22 protein-coding genes and 1 pseudogene are annotated in these 16,169 nt (G+C 70.2%); 16 read left to right on the forward strand and 7 right to left on the reverse strand.

From position 1 onward, the window contains the following. Window positions 1-69: 69 nt before the first annotated feature. Entirely contained in the window at window positions 70-195 is a 126-nt protein-coding gene (locus ACZ6O2_RS29720; protein ID WP_350712647.1) for a hypothetical protein, read from the reverse strand. A gap of 266 nt (window positions 196-461) precedes the next feature. Here ACZ6O2_RS29720 and ACZ6O2_RS29725 point away from each other — a divergent pair, with 266 nt between their 5' ends. The 12 genes from ACZ6O2_RS29725 (at window position 462) to ACZ6O2_RS29780 (ending at window position 10,855) form a co-directional block, all read left to right on the forward strand. Beyond that, the gene (locus tag ACZ6O2_RS29725) at window positions 462-1,460 is read left to right on the forward strand and encodes an ABC transporter substrate-binding protein (protein WP_357454514.1); all 999 of its coding nucleotides are present in this window, start codon (window positions 462-464) and stop codon (window positions 1,458-1,460) included. 59 nt (window positions 1,461-1,519) lie between these two features. Further along, a complete protein-coding gene (locus ACZ6O2_RS29730) occupies window positions 1,520-2,287 on the forward strand; it encodes an ABC transporter ATP-binding protein (protein ID WP_350712634.1) in 768 nt (255 codons plus the stop codon). Continuing rightward, the gene (locus ACZ6O2_RS29735; RefSeq protein WP_350712635.1) at window positions 2,284-3,084 is read left to right on the forward strand and encodes an ABC transporter permease; all 801 of its coding nucleotides are present in this window, start codon (window positions 2,284-2,286) and stop codon (window positions 3,082-3,084) included. The genes ACZ6O2_RS29730 and ACZ6O2_RS29735 overlap by 4 nt, the downstream gene beginning before the upstream one ends. Then, entirely contained in the window at window positions 3,081-4,160 is a 1,080-nt protein-coding gene (locus tag ACZ6O2_RS29740) for an Ldh family oxidoreductase (RefSeq protein ID WP_466025173.1), read from the forward strand. The genes ACZ6O2_RS29735 and ACZ6O2_RS29740 overlap by 4 nt, the downstream gene beginning before the upstream one ends. 28 nt (window positions 4,161-4,188) lie before the next feature. Next, window positions 4,189-4,923 (forward strand): SDR family NAD(P)-dependent oxidoreductase, encoded by a 735-nt coding sequence (locus ACZ6O2_RS29745; RefSeq protein WP_350712637.1) that lies wholly within the window; start codon window positions 4,189-4,191, stop codon window positions 4,921-4,923. After that, window positions 4,920-6,560, forward strand: coding sequence for an FAD-dependent monooxygenase (locus tag ACZ6O2_RS29750; RefSeq protein WP_466025174.1), 1,641 nt, complete (start codon window positions 4,920-4,922; stop codon window positions 6,558-6,560). Before ACZ6O2_RS29745 ends, ACZ6O2_RS29750 begins: the two co-directional genes overlap by 4 nt. After that, a complete protein-coding gene (locus ACZ6O2_RS29755; RefSeq protein ID WP_350712639.1) occupies window positions 6,553-6,924 on the forward strand; it encodes a cupin domain-containing protein in 372 nt (123 codons plus the stop codon). The genes ACZ6O2_RS29750 and ACZ6O2_RS29755 overlap by 8 nt, the downstream gene beginning before the upstream one ends. After that, on the forward strand, window positions 6,921-7,454 hold the full coding sequence (locus ACZ6O2_RS29760; protein WP_350712640.1) for a cupin domain-containing protein: 534 nt from the start codon (window positions 6,921-6,923) through the stop codon (window positions 7,452-7,454). The genes ACZ6O2_RS29755 and ACZ6O2_RS29760 overlap by 4 nt, the downstream gene beginning before the upstream one ends. Window positions 7,455-7,481: 27 nt before the next feature. Continuing rightward, on the forward strand, window positions 7,482-7,892 hold the full coding sequence (locus ACZ6O2_RS29765) for a RidA family protein (protein WP_466025175.1): 411 nt from the start codon (window positions 7,482-7,484) through the stop codon (window positions 7,890-7,892). Continuing rightward, window positions 7,892-8,773 carry a fumarylacetoacetate hydrolase family protein gene (locus tag ACZ6O2_RS29770; protein WP_466025176.1) on the forward strand — a complete coding sequence of 294 codons (882 nt, stop codon included), beginning with the start codon at window positions 7,892-7,894 and terminating at the stop codon, window positions 8,771-8,773. The genes ACZ6O2_RS29765 and ACZ6O2_RS29770 overlap by 1 nt, the downstream gene beginning before the upstream one ends. Before the next feature lie 185 nt (window positions 8,774-8,958). Then, entirely contained in the window at window positions 8,959-9,729 is a 771-nt protein-coding gene (locus ACZ6O2_RS29775; protein WP_466025177.1) for a GntR family transcriptional regulator, read from the forward strand. A gap of 169 nt (window positions 9,730-9,898) precedes the next feature. Then, window positions 9,899-10,855: an amidohydrolase family protein gene (locus tag ACZ6O2_RS29780; protein ID WP_350712644.1), complete on the forward strand. Its 957-nt coding sequence runs from the start codon at window positions 9,899-9,901 to the stop codon at window positions 10,853-10,855. A 104-nt stretch (window positions 10,856-10,959) separates the two neighbouring features. On the opposite strand, the gene ACZ6O2_RS29785 is transcribed toward ACZ6O2_RS29780, so the two are convergent. Beyond that, window positions 10,960-11,328: a hypothetical protein gene (locus ACZ6O2_RS29785; protein ID WP_466025178.1), complete on the reverse strand. Its 369-nt coding sequence runs from the start codon at window positions 11,326-11,328 to the stop codon at window positions 10,960-10,962. A gap of 100 nt (window positions 11,329-11,428) precedes the next feature. On the opposite strand from ACZ6O2_RS29785, the gene sigJ reads away from it, so the two are divergent. Further along, on the forward strand, window positions 11,429-12,346 hold the full coding sequence (sigJ, locus tag ACZ6O2_RS29790; protein ID WP_466025179.1) for an RNA polymerase sigma factor SigJ: 918 nt from the start codon (window positions 11,429-11,431) through the stop codon (window positions 12,344-12,346). 107 nt (window positions 12,347-12,453) lie between these two features. On the opposite strand, the gene ACZ6O2_RS29795 is transcribed toward sigJ, so the two are convergent. The 4 genes and pseudogenes from ACZ6O2_RS29795 to ACZ6O2_RS29810 all read right to left on the reverse strand — a co-directional run. After that, window positions 12,454-12,558, reverse strand: coding sequence for a hypothetical protein (locus tag ACZ6O2_RS29795; protein ID WP_466025180.1), 105 nt, complete (start codon window positions 12,556-12,558; stop codon window positions 12,454-12,456). Between the two features lie 306 nt (window positions 12,559-12,864). Next, a complete protein-coding gene (locus ACZ6O2_RS29800; RefSeq protein WP_466025181.1) occupies window positions 12,865-13,446 on the reverse strand; it encodes a dihydrofolate reductase family protein in 582 nt (193 codons plus the stop codon). A gap of 66 nt (window positions 13,447-13,512) precedes the next feature. Beyond that, window positions 13,513-14,352: a helix-turn-helix domain-containing protein gene (locus ACZ6O2_RS29805; RefSeq protein ID WP_466025182.1), complete on the reverse strand. Its 840-nt coding sequence runs from the start codon at window positions 14,350-14,352 to the stop codon at window positions 13,513-13,515. Between the two features lie 112 nt (window positions 14,353-14,464). Beyond that, window positions 14,465-14,607 (reverse strand): annotated as a pseudogene (locus ACZ6O2_RS29810) (Tn3 family transposase); the annotation flags it as partial. 19 nt (window positions 14,608-14,626) lie between these two features. On the opposite strand from ACZ6O2_RS29810, the gene ACZ6O2_RS29815 reads away from it, so the two are divergent. Then, window positions 14,627-14,938, forward strand: a complete 312-nt coding sequence (locus ACZ6O2_RS29815; RefSeq protein WP_466025183.1) for a hypothetical protein — start codon at window positions 14,627-14,629, stop codon at window positions 14,936-14,938. Here the strand turns inward: ACZ6O2_RS29815 and ACZ6O2_RS29820 are convergent. After that, a complete protein-coding gene (locus tag ACZ6O2_RS29820; protein ID WP_466025193.1) occupies window positions 14,935-15,093 on the reverse strand; it encodes a hypothetical protein in 159 nt (52 codons plus the stop codon). The two genes, ACZ6O2_RS29815 and ACZ6O2_RS29820, sit on opposite strands and share 4 nt — an antisense overlap. 11 nt (window positions 15,094-15,104) lie before the next feature. On the opposite strand from ACZ6O2_RS29820, the gene ACZ6O2_RS29825 reads away from it, so the two are divergent. Continuing rightward, window positions 15,105-15,284, forward strand: a complete 180-nt coding sequence (locus ACZ6O2_RS29825) for a cyclophilin-like fold protein (protein WP_350712611.1) — start codon at window positions 15,105-15,107, stop codon at window positions 15,282-15,284. A gap of 448 nt (window positions 15,285-15,732) precedes the next feature. After that, on the forward strand, window positions 15,733-16,107 hold the full coding sequence (locus ACZ6O2_RS29830; RefSeq protein ID WP_466025184.1) for an ADP-ribosylation/crystallin J1: 375 nt from the start codon (window positions 15,733-15,735) through the stop codon (window positions 16,105-16,107). Window positions 16,108-16,169 lie beyond the last annotated feature (62 nt).

Raw genomic sequence — 16,169 nt, forward strand, 5'->3', positions numbered from 1 at the left:
GCAGGGCACCTGCGGCGCTGGCCGCGACCGCGGTGCCCGGCGGCAGCACCAGCACGGCGGTCAGCGGTTTCACGGCAGCCAGCAGCGACACTGCCAGATAAGCACGGCCGCGCTGGACACCTCGATGAACGAGTCCAGGCCGAAACCGACCAGTGCCATCGCCGACGAGGGCGCCGCGCTGACGATGTCCCACATCGAGGCCTTCGAGCGGCCCGGGTACCGGCATCGTACAGCCGAGCCGAGCCGAGCGGCGACGTGCACGCTGTCGGCGCGTAAGCGACCTTGCAGTGTCGACTGTGGTCGCCGCTGGCGGTCGGCGGGGCGTACTGCCAGGTCAATGGGCCTGGGCGGGGGTGCGGTCGCCGGGTCGGGACCGCCGGAGGGGGCGGTGTTGCCAAAACGAGGTCTTGACGAGTCGGGAAGTTTGACATTTGATAAATCCCGCCGATGCAGGAGGTCTCATGTCAGCTCGCACCCGTCTCGTCGCGGCCGTCGCCGCAGCGGCTCTCACACTCACCGTCGCCGGCTGTGGTGATTCGGAGAAGGCCGATTCCCCCGATGCCGCTTCCGTCACCTACCTGACCTCCTTCGGGACGTTCGGTCGGGACGCGTACGCATACGTCGCCCTGGAGAAGGGCTACTTCAAGGAGGCCGGGCTCAACGTCACCATCAAGCCCGGCACCGGCACCGTCGATGTCATGAAGCTGATCGGGTCGGGGCAGGCCGACTACGGCCCGGGCGACCTCTCCGGGGTCATCACCACGCTGGCCAACGAGAAGATGCCGGTGCGCGTGGTGGCCGCCATCCACCAGCGGTCGATGGCCGGCATCGCCTCGCTGGACAAGGCGATCGACTCGCCGGAGAAGCTGCCCGGCGCCAGCATCGCGGACAGCTCCGGCTCCACCAACATGATCATTTTCCCGGCGTACGCCAAGGCGGCCGGCATCGACCCGAAGTCGGTGAAGTTCGTCCCGTCCTCGCCGCAGTCGCTCCCGCAGTTGCTCGCCGCCGGCTCGGTGGACGCGATCGGTCAGTTCGCCGCCGGCAAGCCGCTGCTGGAGAAGGCGGCCGGTGGCAAGACCGTCACCATGCTGCCGTACGCGGACAAGCTTCCCGACCTGTACGGCAACGGCCTGCTGGTCTCCGCCGCGAAGCTGGAAAGCAACCGCGCGGAGGTCGAGAAGTTCACGGCAGCGCTGGTCAAGGGCCTGCTCTACGCGGTGGAGCACCCCGAGGAAGCCGCCCAGTTGCTCAAGAAGCACGACCGGACGGCCGACGAGAAGGTCGCCGCCGCCGAACTCACCGAGATGCGGCCGTACGTCCTGGGTGACGGCGGGCCGGCCGGAAAGCTGACCCGGGAGCGGGTGGAGGCGATGATCAAGCTCCTCGCCGGCACCGGCACCCTCAAGTCGACGCCGAACGCCGAAGACATCGGCGTCTACGACATCGCAAAGTCATAACTTCCTCTTCGACGGCGGTGCGCGCGGCTGGTTGCGGCGCGCACCGCGAGGGGCGAACCATGATCGGAATTCGTAACGTTTCGCAGATCTACCGCACCCGGGCCGGTGACGTGGAGGCCCTGCGTGATGTGTCGCTGGAGGTCGCCGACGGCGAGTTCGTGGCGATCGTCGGGCGGTCCGGGTGCGGTAAGTCCAGCCTGCTGCGGCTGGTGGCGGGCCTCCAGGCGGCCACCTCGGGCGAGATAACCGTCGCCGGCACCCCGATCCGGGGGCCACGGCGGGACATCGGCTTCATGTTCCAGCGCCCGGCCCTGCTGCCGTGGCGGTCGGTCATCGACAACGTGCTGCTGCCGACCGAGGTGTTCAAGCAGGACCGCCGGGACGCCCGGGCACGCGCACACGAACTGCTCGACCTGGTCGGGCTGAACGGCTTCGAGAAGCGCCTGCCGCACGAACTCTCCGGCGGCATGCAGCAGCGGGTCTCGCTGTGCCGGGCCCTCATCCAGCAGCCGCGGGTGCTGCTGATGGACGAGCCGTTCTCCGCGCTCGACGCGCTCACCCGCGCCGACCTCACGGTCGAACTCCAGCGCCTCCAGATGAAGCACGCCTCGACGGTGCTCTTCGTGACGCACTCGGTCGACGAGGCCGTGCTGCTTGCCGACCGGGTCGTCGTACTCAGCCCGCGACCGGGCCGGCTGCGGCAGATCGTGGGGATCGACATCGCCCGCCCGCGTTCGCTGGGACGCGACGGCCACTCGGCCGAACTCGGCGTGCTGCGCGCCCAGCTGCACGACCTGCTCATGACCCCCGAGGAGGTGGCACGGTGACGGTCACCGAAACCCGCCGTACCGGCCGCGACAAGCCACGCGCCGCAGGCCGCTGGGCGCAGCAACTCCCGCCCGTGCTCGGCGTCGTGGGCGCCACCGCCCTGTGGTGGGCGATCACGGTCGTCTTCGAGGTGGAGAGCTTCATCCTGCCGTCCCCGGTGCAGGTGGCGCAGACCATGGTCGAGGAGTCCGCCTACCTGTGGGACAACACCCTGGTCACCCTCTGGGAGACGCTGCTGGGCTTCCTGCTGGCCATCGCGGTCGGGGTGCCGCTGGCGCTGATCGTCACCGCCTCGCGGATGCTGGAACGGACCGTCTACCCGCTGCTGCTGATGCTCAACGCCGTACCGAAGGTGGCCGTCGCGCCGCTGCTGGTGGTGTGGATGGGCTTCGGCCAGTTCCCCAAGGTCTTCCTGGTCTTCCTGGTCTGCTTCTTCCCGATCGTCATCTCCACCGCCGCCGGACTCAGCTCCACCCCGGCCGACCTGGTGGAGCTGGGCCGGTCGCTGAAGACCAACTGGTGGCAGACGTTCCGCATGATCCGGATGCCGGCCGCCGTCCCGCAGCTCTTCGTCGGTCTCAAGCTCGCCATCACCCTCGCCGTCATCGGCGCGGTGATCGCCGAGTTCGTCGGTGCCACCGAGGGGCTGGGCTACGCGATCGTCGCCTCCGGCGCCAGCGCCGACACCGCGTTGGCCTTCGCCGCGATGATCCTGCTCGGGGTGCTGAGTGTCGTGCTGTTCTACCTGCTCGCCGCAGTCGAGCGGTTCTTCGTACCGTGGGCGGACCGGTCATGAGCGCGCCGGACTTCCCGCCGACGGTCCCGGTCCGGTGGCTCACCGACGCTGTCGCCTCGGTCTTCGGCGCACTGGGTTTCTCCGAGCAGGCGGCCGGCCTGGTCGCCGGCTCCCTCGTGGACGCCGACATGCGGGGAATCTCCTCGCACGGGGTGATGCTGCTGCCGATGTACGTGGACCGGATCAGGGCCGGCTCGGTCAGCCGGGCCGAGCGGGCCGAGGTGGTCCGGGACAAGGGCGCCATCGCGGTGCTCGACGCCGGCCACGCGCTGGGGCAGCTCACCGGTGACCAGGCGATGCGGCTGGCGGTGACGAAGGCGCAGACGTACGGCGTCGGCGTGGTCACCGTCCGCCGGGCGTTCCACTTCGGCGGGGCGTTCCGCTACGTGGACCTCGCCGCGAACAGCGGCTGCGTCGGCATCGCGGCGGCCAACACCCGCCCGCTGATGCCCGCCCCGGGTGGCGCCTCGGCGGTGGTCGGCAACAACCCGCTCGCGGTGGGCGTACCCCGCGCGGGCGGCAAGCCGGTGATCCTCGACGTGGCGCTCTCCGAGGCCGCGCTCGGCAAGATCCGGCTGGCTGCCGGTGAGGGCCGCGAGATCCCCGCGAGCTGGGCGACCGACGCGCAGGGGCGGCCCACCACCGATCCGGCCGCCGCGCTCAAGGGACTGTTGTTGCCGTCCGGCGCCCACAAGGGATACGGTCTCGCGCTCATGATCGACGTACTGACCGGGGTGCTGTCCGGCGGGGCGTACGGCCGGGGCGTCCAGGGCCTCTACGCCGACGTCTCGGTGCCCAACGACTGCGCGCACTTCTTCCTCGCCCTGGACGCCGAGGCGTTCGCCGAGGACGCGGAGGAGATCGCCCGCCGGGTCGACGACCTGGCCGACCAGGTGCTCGGCTCCGCGCTGGCGCCCGGCACGGAGCAGGTCCACCTGCCCGGTGACATCGAAGCCGGCCGGTACGACCGGGCATCGCGCGACGGTGTCGCGCTCCAGCCGTCGGTCTTCGCGGGACTGGCGGAGGTCGCCGCCGGGCTGGGCGTGCCGCTCCCGTCACCGGCCAGCGCCGGCTGACCCCGGTCGACGAAGGAGGAAGGAAGTCATGCAGGCCAGTTTCGACGCCACCGGCGAGGTGCTCGTGGTCACCGGCGGCGCCAACGGGATCGGCGCCGCCCTCGCCCACGCGTACGCGGACGCGGGGGGCACGGCCGTCGTGTTCGACGTGGCTTCGGGCCAGCCGCACCCCAGCGGGCGGGTGCACGAGCACCGGGTGGACGTGTCCGACCGGGACGCGGTGCACGCCGCGGTCACCCGGGTGCTCGCCGAGCACGGGCGGATCGACGCCCTGGTGGCCGGAGCGGCGGTGCAGCCGCGGTGCGACGTGGTCGACATGGACCCCGAGCAGTGGCGCCGCACGCTGGCGGTGAACCTCGACGGGGTGGTCTGGTGCGCGCAGGCGGTCCTGCCGGACATGATCGCCCGCCGCTCGGGCGCGATCCTGGTCTTCGCCTCGGGCCTGGCCACCGCCGGCCGGGCGCAGGCGTCGGCCTACGCGGCGAGCAAGGGTGCGTTGATCGCCTTCGCCAAGTCGCTCGCCGCCGAGGTCGCCGAGCACCGGATCCGGGTGAACACCGTCTTCCCCGGAGTGGTGGACACCCCGCAGTTCCAGCAGGCCAACCCGACCGGTGGTGAACGGGAGCACTGGGCGCGGGCCACCGGCATCGGCACACCGGCCGACGTGGTCGGCCCGCTGATGTTCCTGCTCTCGCCCGCCGCGACCATGACCGGATCCACCCTCACCCGTGACCGGGCGTACCCGAGGAGCGAAGCACAATGAGCAGCACGACCGAGCAGTTGCCGGTGGGCATCGTGGGCGCCGGGCCGGTCGGCCTGGTCACCGCGCTGGGCCTGGCCCACTACGGCGTGCCGGTGGTCATCTTCGAGGAGGACGAGCGGCTGTCGCTGGACACCAAGGCCGGCACCGTCCTCACCCGCACCCTGGAGGTGCTGCACCGGTACGGCGCCCTGAACGACGTGCTGGCCGGGTCGCTGCGCATCGACGAGATCGGCGAGCTGGACCGGGCCACGAACACCCAGACCCTCAGCGTCCGGACCGGGGACCTCACCGAGGACACCCGCTTCCCGTTCGTCATCAACATCCCGCAGCACGAGCTGGAGCCGATCCTGCGGCAGCGGCTCGACGCCACCGCCCCCGGCGCGCTGCACATGGGACACCGGCTGCTCGACTTCGTCCAGCACCCGGACCGGGTGGACCTGCGGCTGCGCACCGCCGAGGGGGAGCGGACGGTTCCGGTGCGGTACCTGCTGGGCTGCGACGGCGGTCGGTCCGCCGTCCGGGACCAGATCGGCGCGCGGGTCGAGGGCGAGACGTACCAGGAGCGTTACATGCTGGTCGACCTGAAGGTCGACCTGGACGTGGAGAACCCGCGCGACTACCCGTACCTGGCCTACTTCGGTGATCCCCAGGAGTGGATGATCCTGGTCCGCCAGCCGCACTGCTGGCGATTCCTCTACCCGCTGCCGGCCGGGCAGGCCGAGCCGGACCGGGAGGAACTGGCCGACAAGGCACGCCGGTTCATCGGGGACACCAAGACCCTGGAGATCGTCGGCACCAACATCTACAACGTGCACCAGCGGGTGGCCGACCGGTGGCAGGACGGGCGGGTCTTCCTGCTCGGCGACGCCGCGCACCTGATCACCCCGATGTGGGCGCTGGGCCTGAACACCGGTGTCCTGGACGCCTCCAACCTGCCCTGGCGGATGGCCTGGGTGCTGCGCGGCTGGGCCGAGCCGAGCCTGCTCGACGGTTACCAGGTCGAGCAGGAACCGGTCGCCACCAAGGGCTCCGCGGCGATGGCCGCGGCGGCGCGGGCCTACATGGCCCGCCGTGCGGACGACCCGGGGGTGATGACCGCCGGCAACTGGGGCAACGCGTTCACCCGCGCCATGCTCGGCGTACGCCTCGACGTGAGCGGCACGGGCGACTGGTCGATGGTCGCCGCCGGTGACGAGCCGCTGCCGGTGCTGGCCGGGGCGCGCAGCCCCGACCTGCCGCTGTTCGGTCAGTCCGGCACGGTGCACCTGCACGACCTGGCCGCCGACGCCTTCGTGGCGCTTTACTTCACCGACCCGCGCCGGGTCCCGGCACTGCCGCCCCAGGAGTCGCCCGCGCTGCGGCACTACGTGGTGAGCCGGTGGGACGCGCCGCACGACTCCGGGCTGCGGGACCGGGCGCTGTTCGACCCGGGAGACCGGGTGCGGCGCCGCTTCGGGGTCGACAACGACACACTGGTGCTGGTCCGCCCGGACGGGCACGTGGCGGCGATCGTCCCGTTCGACCCCGTCTCCGGCGTCGACACGGCCGCCCAGCTCTACGCCCGGATCACCGGCTGCCCACCGCCCGTGACCCGGTCCGACAACACCCTCGTCTGCGAAAGGGATGACAATGAGTAACTACGGTCACGCGACCGCCCCGGACGGAACCCAGGTCGAGCTCGGTGCCGTCGGCCAGCAGGTGGTCTTCGAGAACGACCAGGTGCGGGTCTGGGAGATCAGCCTGGCGCCCGGCGAGCAGCAGCCCTGGCACCACCACCTCAACCCGTACCTGGTGATCGCGCTGGAAGCCGCCGACAACCGGATCGACGCGCTCGCCGGTGGCGACCCCCGCCTGGTGCACGAGGACATCGGCGGGGTGGTCTACCGCGAGCCGGGGGAGATCCACATGCTCACCAACAACGGCACCACCCGGTACCGCAGCCGGCTCGTCGAGCTGAAGTGCCTGGGGGAGAACCTCGTGTCCGGTCAGGGCGAGCGATGAGCGACCAGCCGCTCGTACCGGCCCCGCCGGTGCCGGCCGGCGTCGACCCGCAGGAGTGGGCCAACAACCTCTCCGAACCGTCGAACTACGGCGGCGAGGCGGCCGACCGGTCCCGGGAGGAACTGGTACCCGGCCCGGACGGTCTGGTGCTGGCCCGCTTCCGCGAGATCCTGCTCCAGACCGACGAGCTGGACTGGGCGGACAAGACGCTGGCTGGCCTCTCCCACAAGGCGCTGTGGCGCAACGAGGAGACCGAGGCGTCCATCTCGCTGGTCCGGTTCCGCAAGGGCGCCGGCATCCCGCTGCGCCACTCACACGCGTCCAACCAGTTCATGTTCTGCCTCAGCGGCCGGTACACCTACGTGCCCACCGGGCTCACCCTCACCCCGGGCTCCTTCTACTGGAACCCCAAGGGCAGCCTGCACGGGCCCACGCTCGCCGAAGAAGAGAGCGTCCTGCTGGAGATCTACGACGGGCCGCACTACCCGACCCAGCCGGAGTGGTACACCGACCCGGCGGACGCCCGCTAGCTCCACCTCGAAGAAGAGAAGATAACGATGCCCAAGCAGCAGATTGTTTCCCCCGAGCTGGCCGCCCCGAACGGCCACTTCGCCCAGGCCACCCAGATCAGGGCGCGGGGCCGGATGGTGTTCGTGTCCGGCATGACCGCCCGCAACCGCGAGGGCGGGGTCACCGGCGTCGGCGACATCGCCGCCCAGACGCACCAGGTCTGCCAGAACCTGCGCGCCGCGATGACGGCTGCCGGCGGGTCGCTGGAGGACATCGTGCGGGTGGATGTCTACGTCCGCAACATGGAGGACTTCCACGCCATCCACGAGGTGCGTCGGCAGTACTTCACCGGTGAGCCGCCGGCCTCGACGATGGTGGAGGTCTCCAAGTTCGTGAACAAGGACTACCTGATCGAGATCAACGCGATCGGCGTGATCGACGACGAGCGGGACGCCTGATGAAGCTCGCCAGCGTTCTCACCGAGACCGGCCGGCGGATCGGGGTGGTGGACGGCGACACCGTCGCCGTGCTCCCCGCCGAGCTGGGCGAACTCGACGAGGCGATTCGTGGTGGCGCGGACGCGCTGGAGGCCGTCCGCGCCGCCGCGCGGCAGGTCACCACCGTGCCGTTGGCCGAGGTCCGGCTCGACGCGCCGCTGCGCCGGTTCAACCGGGACATCCTCTGCACCGGTTGGAACTACTGGGACCACTTCGAGGAGTCGCGCGGCAAGCGGGAAGGGCAGGACCCCGCGGAACGGCCCAAGCACCCGACCTTCTTCACCAAGGGCCCGGACACGGTCGTCGGCCCGTACGACGACGTCGCCTACGACCCGCAACTCTCCGCCAAGTGGGACTACGAGGCGGAGGTGGCGCTGGTCATCGGTGCGGACTGCCGTTCGGTGAGCGAGGCGGACGCGCTGTCGTACGTGGCGGCGTTCTGCGTGGCCAACGACGTGTCGCAGCGCGACCTGCAACGCGCGCACGGCGGCCAGTGGCTCAAGGGCAAGAGCATCGACGCCACCATGCCGCTCGGGCCGTGGCTGACGACCGTGGACGAGGTGCCGGACCCGGCGAACCTGCGCATCCAGTGCGAGGTGAACGGCGTGCTGCTCCAGGACGCGTCGACCGGGCAGATGGCCTTCCCATTCGCCCGCATCATCGCGGAACTGAGTTGGGGGATGACCCTGCGGGCCGGCGACGTGGTGCTCACCGGTACGCCGAGCGGCATCGGAAACGCCCGTGACCCACAGGTGTTCCTGAACGACGGGGACCTGGTGGTGACCCGGGTGGAAGCACTCGGTGAGCTGCGCAACCGGGTGCGACTGACGAAGCTGCACTGACCCCGCGACGGGTGCGGGTCGGCGCAGCGCGGCGCCGACCCGCACCATTCCACAGCGACGAAATTGGTACCATTTCCAGGGCCCTGATGCGTTGGTGGGATCACCCGAGCACCCATGAACATGGATCATGTCCCGCGAGAAGGGACCGCACGGCATCCACCAGCGGCGCTATCCGGAGGCAAACCGTGGCAACAACGCATCGTCGATCCGTCCTGAGCGACGCCAACGACGACGGTCGGGCCGGTGCCGGTGGAGCCGACGGACAGCACCGCACCCTCGCCGACTCGGCGACCGCGGTCCTGCACGAGGCGATCCTCACCGGCCGGCTGCCGGCCGGCACCCCGCTACGGCTCAACGAGATGGCCGACCTGCTCGGCATGAGCATGAGCCCGGTCCGCGAGTCGATCCGACGGTTGGCCGCGCTCGGCCTGGTCGAGGTGGTCCAGCACAAGGGCGCCTGGGTCATGCCGCTGACCGTCGAGGACGCGGTCGACACCCATGAGACCCGGATCGCCATGGAGACGGCACTGATCGAACGGGCGGCGACCCGGTTCACCGCCCAGGACGCCCGGCGTGCCGAGGCGGCACTCGACGAGCACCTCGCCGCGTCCGCGGCCGGCGACGCCACCGCTGCCCGCCGCGCACACACCGAGTTCCACTTCACCATCTACCGGGCGGCCGGATCGCGTTGGCTGCTGCGCGGTCTGGAGCCGGTCTGGGAGAACAGCGAGCGGTACCGGTTCGCAACGGTCACCCCGACGGGGCAGAACGAGGAGCGGGTCCGCGAGCACCGGGCCATCCTCGACGCGTGCGTCGCGGGGGACGTGGCGGCGGCGGTGACCGCCGTGCAGATCCACATCCAGAACGCGGCCGATCGGGTGATCGGCAAGATGAACACCGACGCCGCAGCAGTGCCCGCCGCCCGGGCGCCGGGACACGCGCGTACCGGAAGCTGACCGCCGGCGCCACCGCGTCCGCCGGTAGTGGCGCCGCCCTCCAACCGTCGGGGCACCTCCGCCCCGACGGACTGTCCGCCGCCGAGTCAGCGGCCACGCCAGCCACCATCCCGTACCGTCGGCGCGTCCCGTCGTGACCGCCGGTCGGGCCAACCGTTAGGAAGCCCCGTTGCCTGGCATCGACATGCACGCCCACCTCGCCCCCGACCTGCGCCCGGCCGACCTGCCAGGGGTGGCGGTCGACGGTGACGGCGCCGCCGTTCTCGGCGGCAAACGGGTCGGCCCGCCCGACCTGTACCACCCGGACCGGCTCGAGAACCACCTGGACCAGGCAGGGCTGGACGAGGCGATCGTCAGCGTGCCGCCGCCCTTCTACCGCCAGCGGCTGTCCGGACCGGAGGCGGCGGCGTGGGTCCGTGCGGTCAACGACGGCCTGCTCGCCGTGGTCGCCGACCGGCCCCGGCTCACCCCGCTGGCGTACCTGCCGTTCGAACATCCCGAAGTGGCCCTCGCCGAGTACGACCGGATCGCCACCGACGACCGCTGGGCCGGGGTGGTGGGCGCCGCCGGCGGAGACGCCGGGCCGCTCGACGGTCCGCCGCTGCACCCCCTGTGGCAGCGTCTCGACGCGGACCGGCGCACCGTGCAACTGCACCCCGCGCACTCGGCGGACCCCCGCCTGGAGCCCTACTACCTGGCCAACCTGCTGGGCAACCCGGTCGAGACGACGGTGGCAGTGGCCCAGCTCGTCTTCGGTGGGGTGCTCGGCGGGCACCCGGGAATCCGGTTCGTGCTGGTGCACTGTGGCGGCTGCGTGCCGGCGGTGGTCGGGCGCTGGGAGCGCGGTCACACCACCACCCGACCGGGCGTACCCGTGCTGTCGCCCACCCCGGCCGAGGCGGTGCGCGCCCTCTACGTCGACAATCTGGCCCACGATCCGCAGGTGGTCGACCTGGCGGTGTCGGTCTTCGGCGCGGACCGGCTGGTGCTCGGCAGCGACTGGCCGTTCCCGATGGGCACCGACGCTCCGTCCGCCACGGTGGCACACCGGGGCGCTGACTACGCCCGGCAGGTGGCCACCGACAATGCGGCGCGGGCCCTGGGGCGGGCACCCGGCGGTCGGTGACAGGTCGGGCCGGGGGAGCCGTCGAACTGCCGCCTTCACCCGGCACCGGGGCCTGAGAGACCGCGCTGGTCAACGCGTTCCTTGGTTAAGGCCCGTATCGGACCTCAGCGCCGGGCCAGCGCCAGCACACTCAGACCGAACATCACCACACCCAGGGGAAGATGGACCGACGGGACGTGCGCGATGCCCAGCACGACCTGGACCGAGGCGAGTACGAGGAATCCTGACGCGTGCCAGACAGGCCGGGGGGAGCTGCCGCCCGGCTTCCACGCCAGCACCGCCGCGAGCACGTACAGCATCGACGCCCCGTACATCACACGGGCTCCGACACTGTGCAGCGTCTCTCCGTAGGACGAGGTCAGCAGCAGTCCGGCGGAGACCGCCTGAATGAAGATGGTCAGGGTCTGCAGGGCGATCGCGATCTGCAGGAACGAGGAACCGCGTTGTGCGTTCGCCGTCACCTGAGTGGCCATGTCACAGTCCCCTTTTCCGCCCTCGGGCAGTAGGTCGATAAGGTCTCACCAGTCCGACGACGCGGGCCTGCAAAAGGTAAGGCGAGGGGCGGCCGGAAGCATGGGGACTGTCGCGACCAGCGCAGACGAGATCGTCGGCGAGCGGCGTCAACTGATCAATGTCGCCTACCGGTTGCTCGGTTCGGTGACCGAGGCCGAGGACGCCGTACAGGATGCCTACGCACGCTGGTACGGGCTGCCGCGAAGCCGGCAGGAGGAGATCCTGTCCCCGGGCGCCTGGCTGACGACGGTGACCAGCCGCATCTGCCTGGACCTGCTCGGCTCGGCGCGGGCCCGCCGTGAACGCTATGTCGGCGCGTGGCTGCCCGAGCCGCTGCCCGACCGCACCGAGTGGGACCACGCAGGCGGCACCGACCCCACCGGCCGTGCAGACCCCGCCGACCAGATCGTTCTGGACGAGTCGGTGGCCATGGCCTTCCTCGTCGTCCTGGAGTCGATGACGCCCGCCGAGCGGGTGGCGTTCGTCCTGCACGAGGTCTTCCGGTACCCGTTCGCCGAGATCGCCGACGTTCTTGACCGGACCCCTGCGGCCTGCAAGCAGCTGGCGGCCTCCGCCCGGCGGCGGGTGAGCGTCGCGCGCGGTCGGGTGACGGCGACCGGCCAGGCCGACGTGGTGAGGCACGTCAAAAAAGCATGGGAGGCCAAGGACGTCGCAGCCCTCGTCGGTCTCCTCAACCCGGCTGCCGTGATGACCGCCGACGGCGGCGGCATGGTCGGCACCGTCCTGCGCCCGGTCGAGGGTGGCGCGCGCATCGCCCAGTACCTGGTCGCCATTGCCGACAAGGCTCCGGGGCTCGAACTCCTGGAGCGGTCGGTCAACGGTGTGCCGGGCCTGGTGGCCCAGCATGCCGGCGTCGTCGTGACCGTAGCCTCGTTCGACGTCGCCGACGGGCGCGTCACCCGGATCTGGGCGGTCCGCAACCCGGAGAAGCTGCGGCCGTGGGCGCGGGAGGGCTAGTGCTGTGTCGGTAGAGCTGCCCAGCCCGGAATCCGCTCCACCCACGACCCCACGCCGAAAGCCTCAGGAATCGTCGCGGTACAGGTCCCGTCTCTCGGGCAACTGCTTCAGCCGGCCGCCTGGTAGGTGGCGACGGCGCCGACGTTGGAGCTCGGGGTGCACACGACCACGCTGGACGAACCCAACTCCTGGAGTGCGCGCGCCGCGGCCACCGTGATCGCTCGGCCGTAACCGTGACCGCGGTGTGCCGGATGCACCCCATCGGCTCGATCAGCCCGAGCTCTCGAGACAGGCGGATTCAGACCCCGACTACACCCTGCATTGGTGAAGAGCCGCTCTTCCTGAGGGTCGGCCAAAGATACGACGGAAACCGGCAACCAGTGATCTTGATTTGAACTTGCCGCAGGTGAGGTGCTGGGCGGATCGGCGTCGGCTGCCCGACCAGGGACAGCGATGCGCAAACGCAGCCGGAGGCCCAATCTTGTGTCACCGTTCGCAGTGGACCCCGCTCAGATCGGTCAACGGCGCACCCGATAGCGCAGGTGAAGCACCCGGTTGCCCTGAATCACCACGTCGGGATCCTCCAGCAGGTGCTGCGCGTGGACCGACCCGAAGTAGCGCTTGCCGGACCCGAACACGACGGGTACGACGTCCATGCGCACCTCGTCGATCAGGCCCGCGGCAAGCACCTGGCCACCGACCTCGCCAGCGGCGACCTCGACTATGCGGTCACCCGCAAGCTCCTGCGCCTTGGCCACGGCTGCCTCGACGCCGTCGACGAAGTGAAACGGCGCCTCGGGGTCCCAGCCCTCGGGCTCCGGCCGGTGCGTCACGACGACCACGTGGTCGATCCCGCCCGGAGGCTTCCCATCCCAGCCGTCCGTCATGTCGAAGACGTGGCGGCCGACGATTGTCGCCCCGATCTGGTCCCAGTACGGCCGGGTGTAGTCGTAGGACGTCTGCGACACCTTTACCTCGCCGCTCTCGTCCAACGGGACGTCACCGCTGGACAACCAGTCGAACAGCGGTCCGGGCTGGTCGTTCTCGTCCGCGACGAAGCCGTCCACCGACACCGAGCTGTACATGACCACCTTGCCCATGGGGCGCTCCTCTGCTCTGGGGTGCCCCCAAATTAGCGTGCCGTGAGCTGTCGCTCTTGTAAGAAATCAATCGGCCGGCAACGGCCATCCGTCCAGCGCGTGACCGGGATGTTCGCGCAGGAACCGCCGCCGTACTTCGACGTACCGGGTCGGCGTGAGCCCGGTGAACGCCCGGAACTCGTGGCCGAAGTGGGCCTGGTCGAAGTAGCTTGCGCGACCGGCGAGGTCGCCCCAGTCGATCGGTTCGGCGGGGTTGATCGCGAACACGGTGGCGGCGAAGCGGTAGGTGCGGGCCAGCCGCTTCGGCGTGACGCCGATGAGCTCCTTGAACCGCTGTGCCAGATGAGTGCTGCTGACACCGGCTGCCACCCTCAGGTCGCCGATCGCCACCGCCCCGCTGGTCGCCGCGATGACGCTGCTCGTATGGCGGACCAGTCCCAGGCCGGCGGTCTCGCACAGCCGTCGTGTTAGCTCTTCCTCGAGCAGCGTCAGCATCTCGTGCGGTCCGTCCGCCGTGGCCAGCCGGTCTCGCAGCTCAGCAGTGGCGGGCCGGCCCCAAACCTGCTCTACCGTCACCGGCCGGTCGCACAGCTCGGCCGCGGGCATCGGCAGGAACGGCGCCAGCCCCCACGGCTTGAAGTGCACGCCGACGGACCGGGTCCGGAGTGGGTAGCCGAACTCCAACGCGCGGGTGGGCGTGGTGACCACGCAGCCGTCGGCGTATTTGGCCGTCTCGATGTCCGTGCCCGCGCGGATGCGGAACGGCGCCCCGAGGTTGACGATGAGCAACGCCGCCGGCATCGGCGGCAGCGTCAGCCGGGCGTACGGCGGCGCACCCTCCAGGCAGTAAAGGTCGTCGATCAGCCCGTCCAGCGGCGGTCGCGGCACTCTGGACACGTACTCCACGTCCACAGCATCGCCGATGCCCCGCCGGCATCGCGCGCCGGGATGGTCCAGTCGCGCTGTCGCCGGCATTGACCGGCTCCGATTTCGGACGAGCGTCCGGCCGCCGGTCACCCCGTGCCCGCAGCCCCGAATCGGCGAGGAACCGCAGTAGCGCCACGGTCCACATCACGCCCCGACCTCCCGGAACGCCTTGTAGATCTGGTTTCTGCGCAGGTTCGACGACAATCGGCGCATCAGCGTCACCGACGACACTTTGCATAGTGAAGAGCCCGTAATGATCGTTGTCATCGTCCTGCTCGGCCTGTTCGGGATGTCGACCAACCCGATCCTGATCAACATGGCGGTCCGTTATGCCGATCACGCGTCCACGTTCGCTTCGGCGCTGAGCACGTCGTCGTTCAATCTCGGCACTGCGGTCGGGCCGTGGATCGCCGGGTTCGCGCTGGAGTCCGCACTCGGCGCCACCGGACCGGTGCTGGTGGGCACCTGCGTCGCCGCGCTTCACTTCCTGCCGCTCACGATCCTGTTGAGGAAGCAACGCGCGGTCGCGACGGGCCGCGATGCCGAAGCGGTGCTGGTGAGCTAGACCGCGCCGGCAAAAGCGTCGCCGGAGGTGCGGGTGGGAGCCGCTGCGATCTGAACGTGTGATCCGTCCGGCATGTCGCGGAGTGCGTTCAGGTCGTAGGTGAAGCGCCCCATCCGTACCAGGCCGGGCCACCGGCCAACTGTTCCGTAGTGCAGGACGAGTCCCTGTGTCGGGGCGTAGTAACGGCCATCTCATCTATTTCATTCCGTGGGGCAACATCGGCTTCTACTACAACACCGACGGCATCGGGTATTCCGATCAAACCCTCCACCTGGGCACCTACAACGCCACCCTCAAGGAACTCGAACGCCTCGAAGGCCAAGCGACCGTAGAGATTGTGCGCTGAGCCCGCGAGTGCCTGATGCCGCTCGTACGCGGCGAACTGTGCCTCGCTGAGCCACCGCGCCCGGCGGTAGTGGCAGAAGAACATGCTCCCCGCAAGGGACTACGCGCCGCACCGATGCGCTATGGGACGGTTACACGACCCGCATGCTTGCCGAATATCTTGAGCATCTGGTGCCCGTCAGACGCGACGCCGGTTGGCCAGTCGACCTCACCCTCGAGGGCATCGAGGTGGCCGGCCCACACGCGGAGGACCTGCGCCGCCGGCTCGCACTGGCGTTGCCCTCTCACGATGACTTCGGTGCGCCACCAGCAGTGCCTGACCGGCGGCAGCGCGGCAGCCGCCCGGCAGTTCGGCTTCGACAGGCTGGTGCGACGCTGAAGACGGAAACCGGCTGTTCCACGTCGTGGGCCAGCCGGTACTCTGCGCCGGCCAGGGAAGGAGGGTCGCTGTGGCCGAGACGATGACCCTGTGGCGGCCGACCGGCCCCGAGGAGCTCGACCTGGTGCGCGCTTCCGGCTGGAAGGCATGGCCGCCGCGGCTACCTGACCAGCCGATCTTCTATCCGGTCCTGAATGAGCAGTACGCGATCATGATCGCCCGGGACTGGAACGTGTCCGCCTCCGGCGTCGGTTACGTCACCCGGTTCGCGGTCGACCGTGTGTTCGCCTCCCGTTACCCGATCCGACAGGTCGGCGGGCGTGACATCCTTGAGCTGTGGGTGCCCGCCGAGGAGCTCGACGAGTTCAACCAGCACATCGTCGGGCTGATCGAGGTCGTCCACGAGTTCCGGCCCGACAGGGTGACCGGCGTTGAACGCGTCTGAGCGGCTTGCGAGGTTCAGCAACTCCTGGCCGGACTACCAGGACCCTACGGCAACGAGCATTT

The sequence above is a fragment of the Micromonospora sp. NPDC048040 genome, assembly GCF_055587185.1.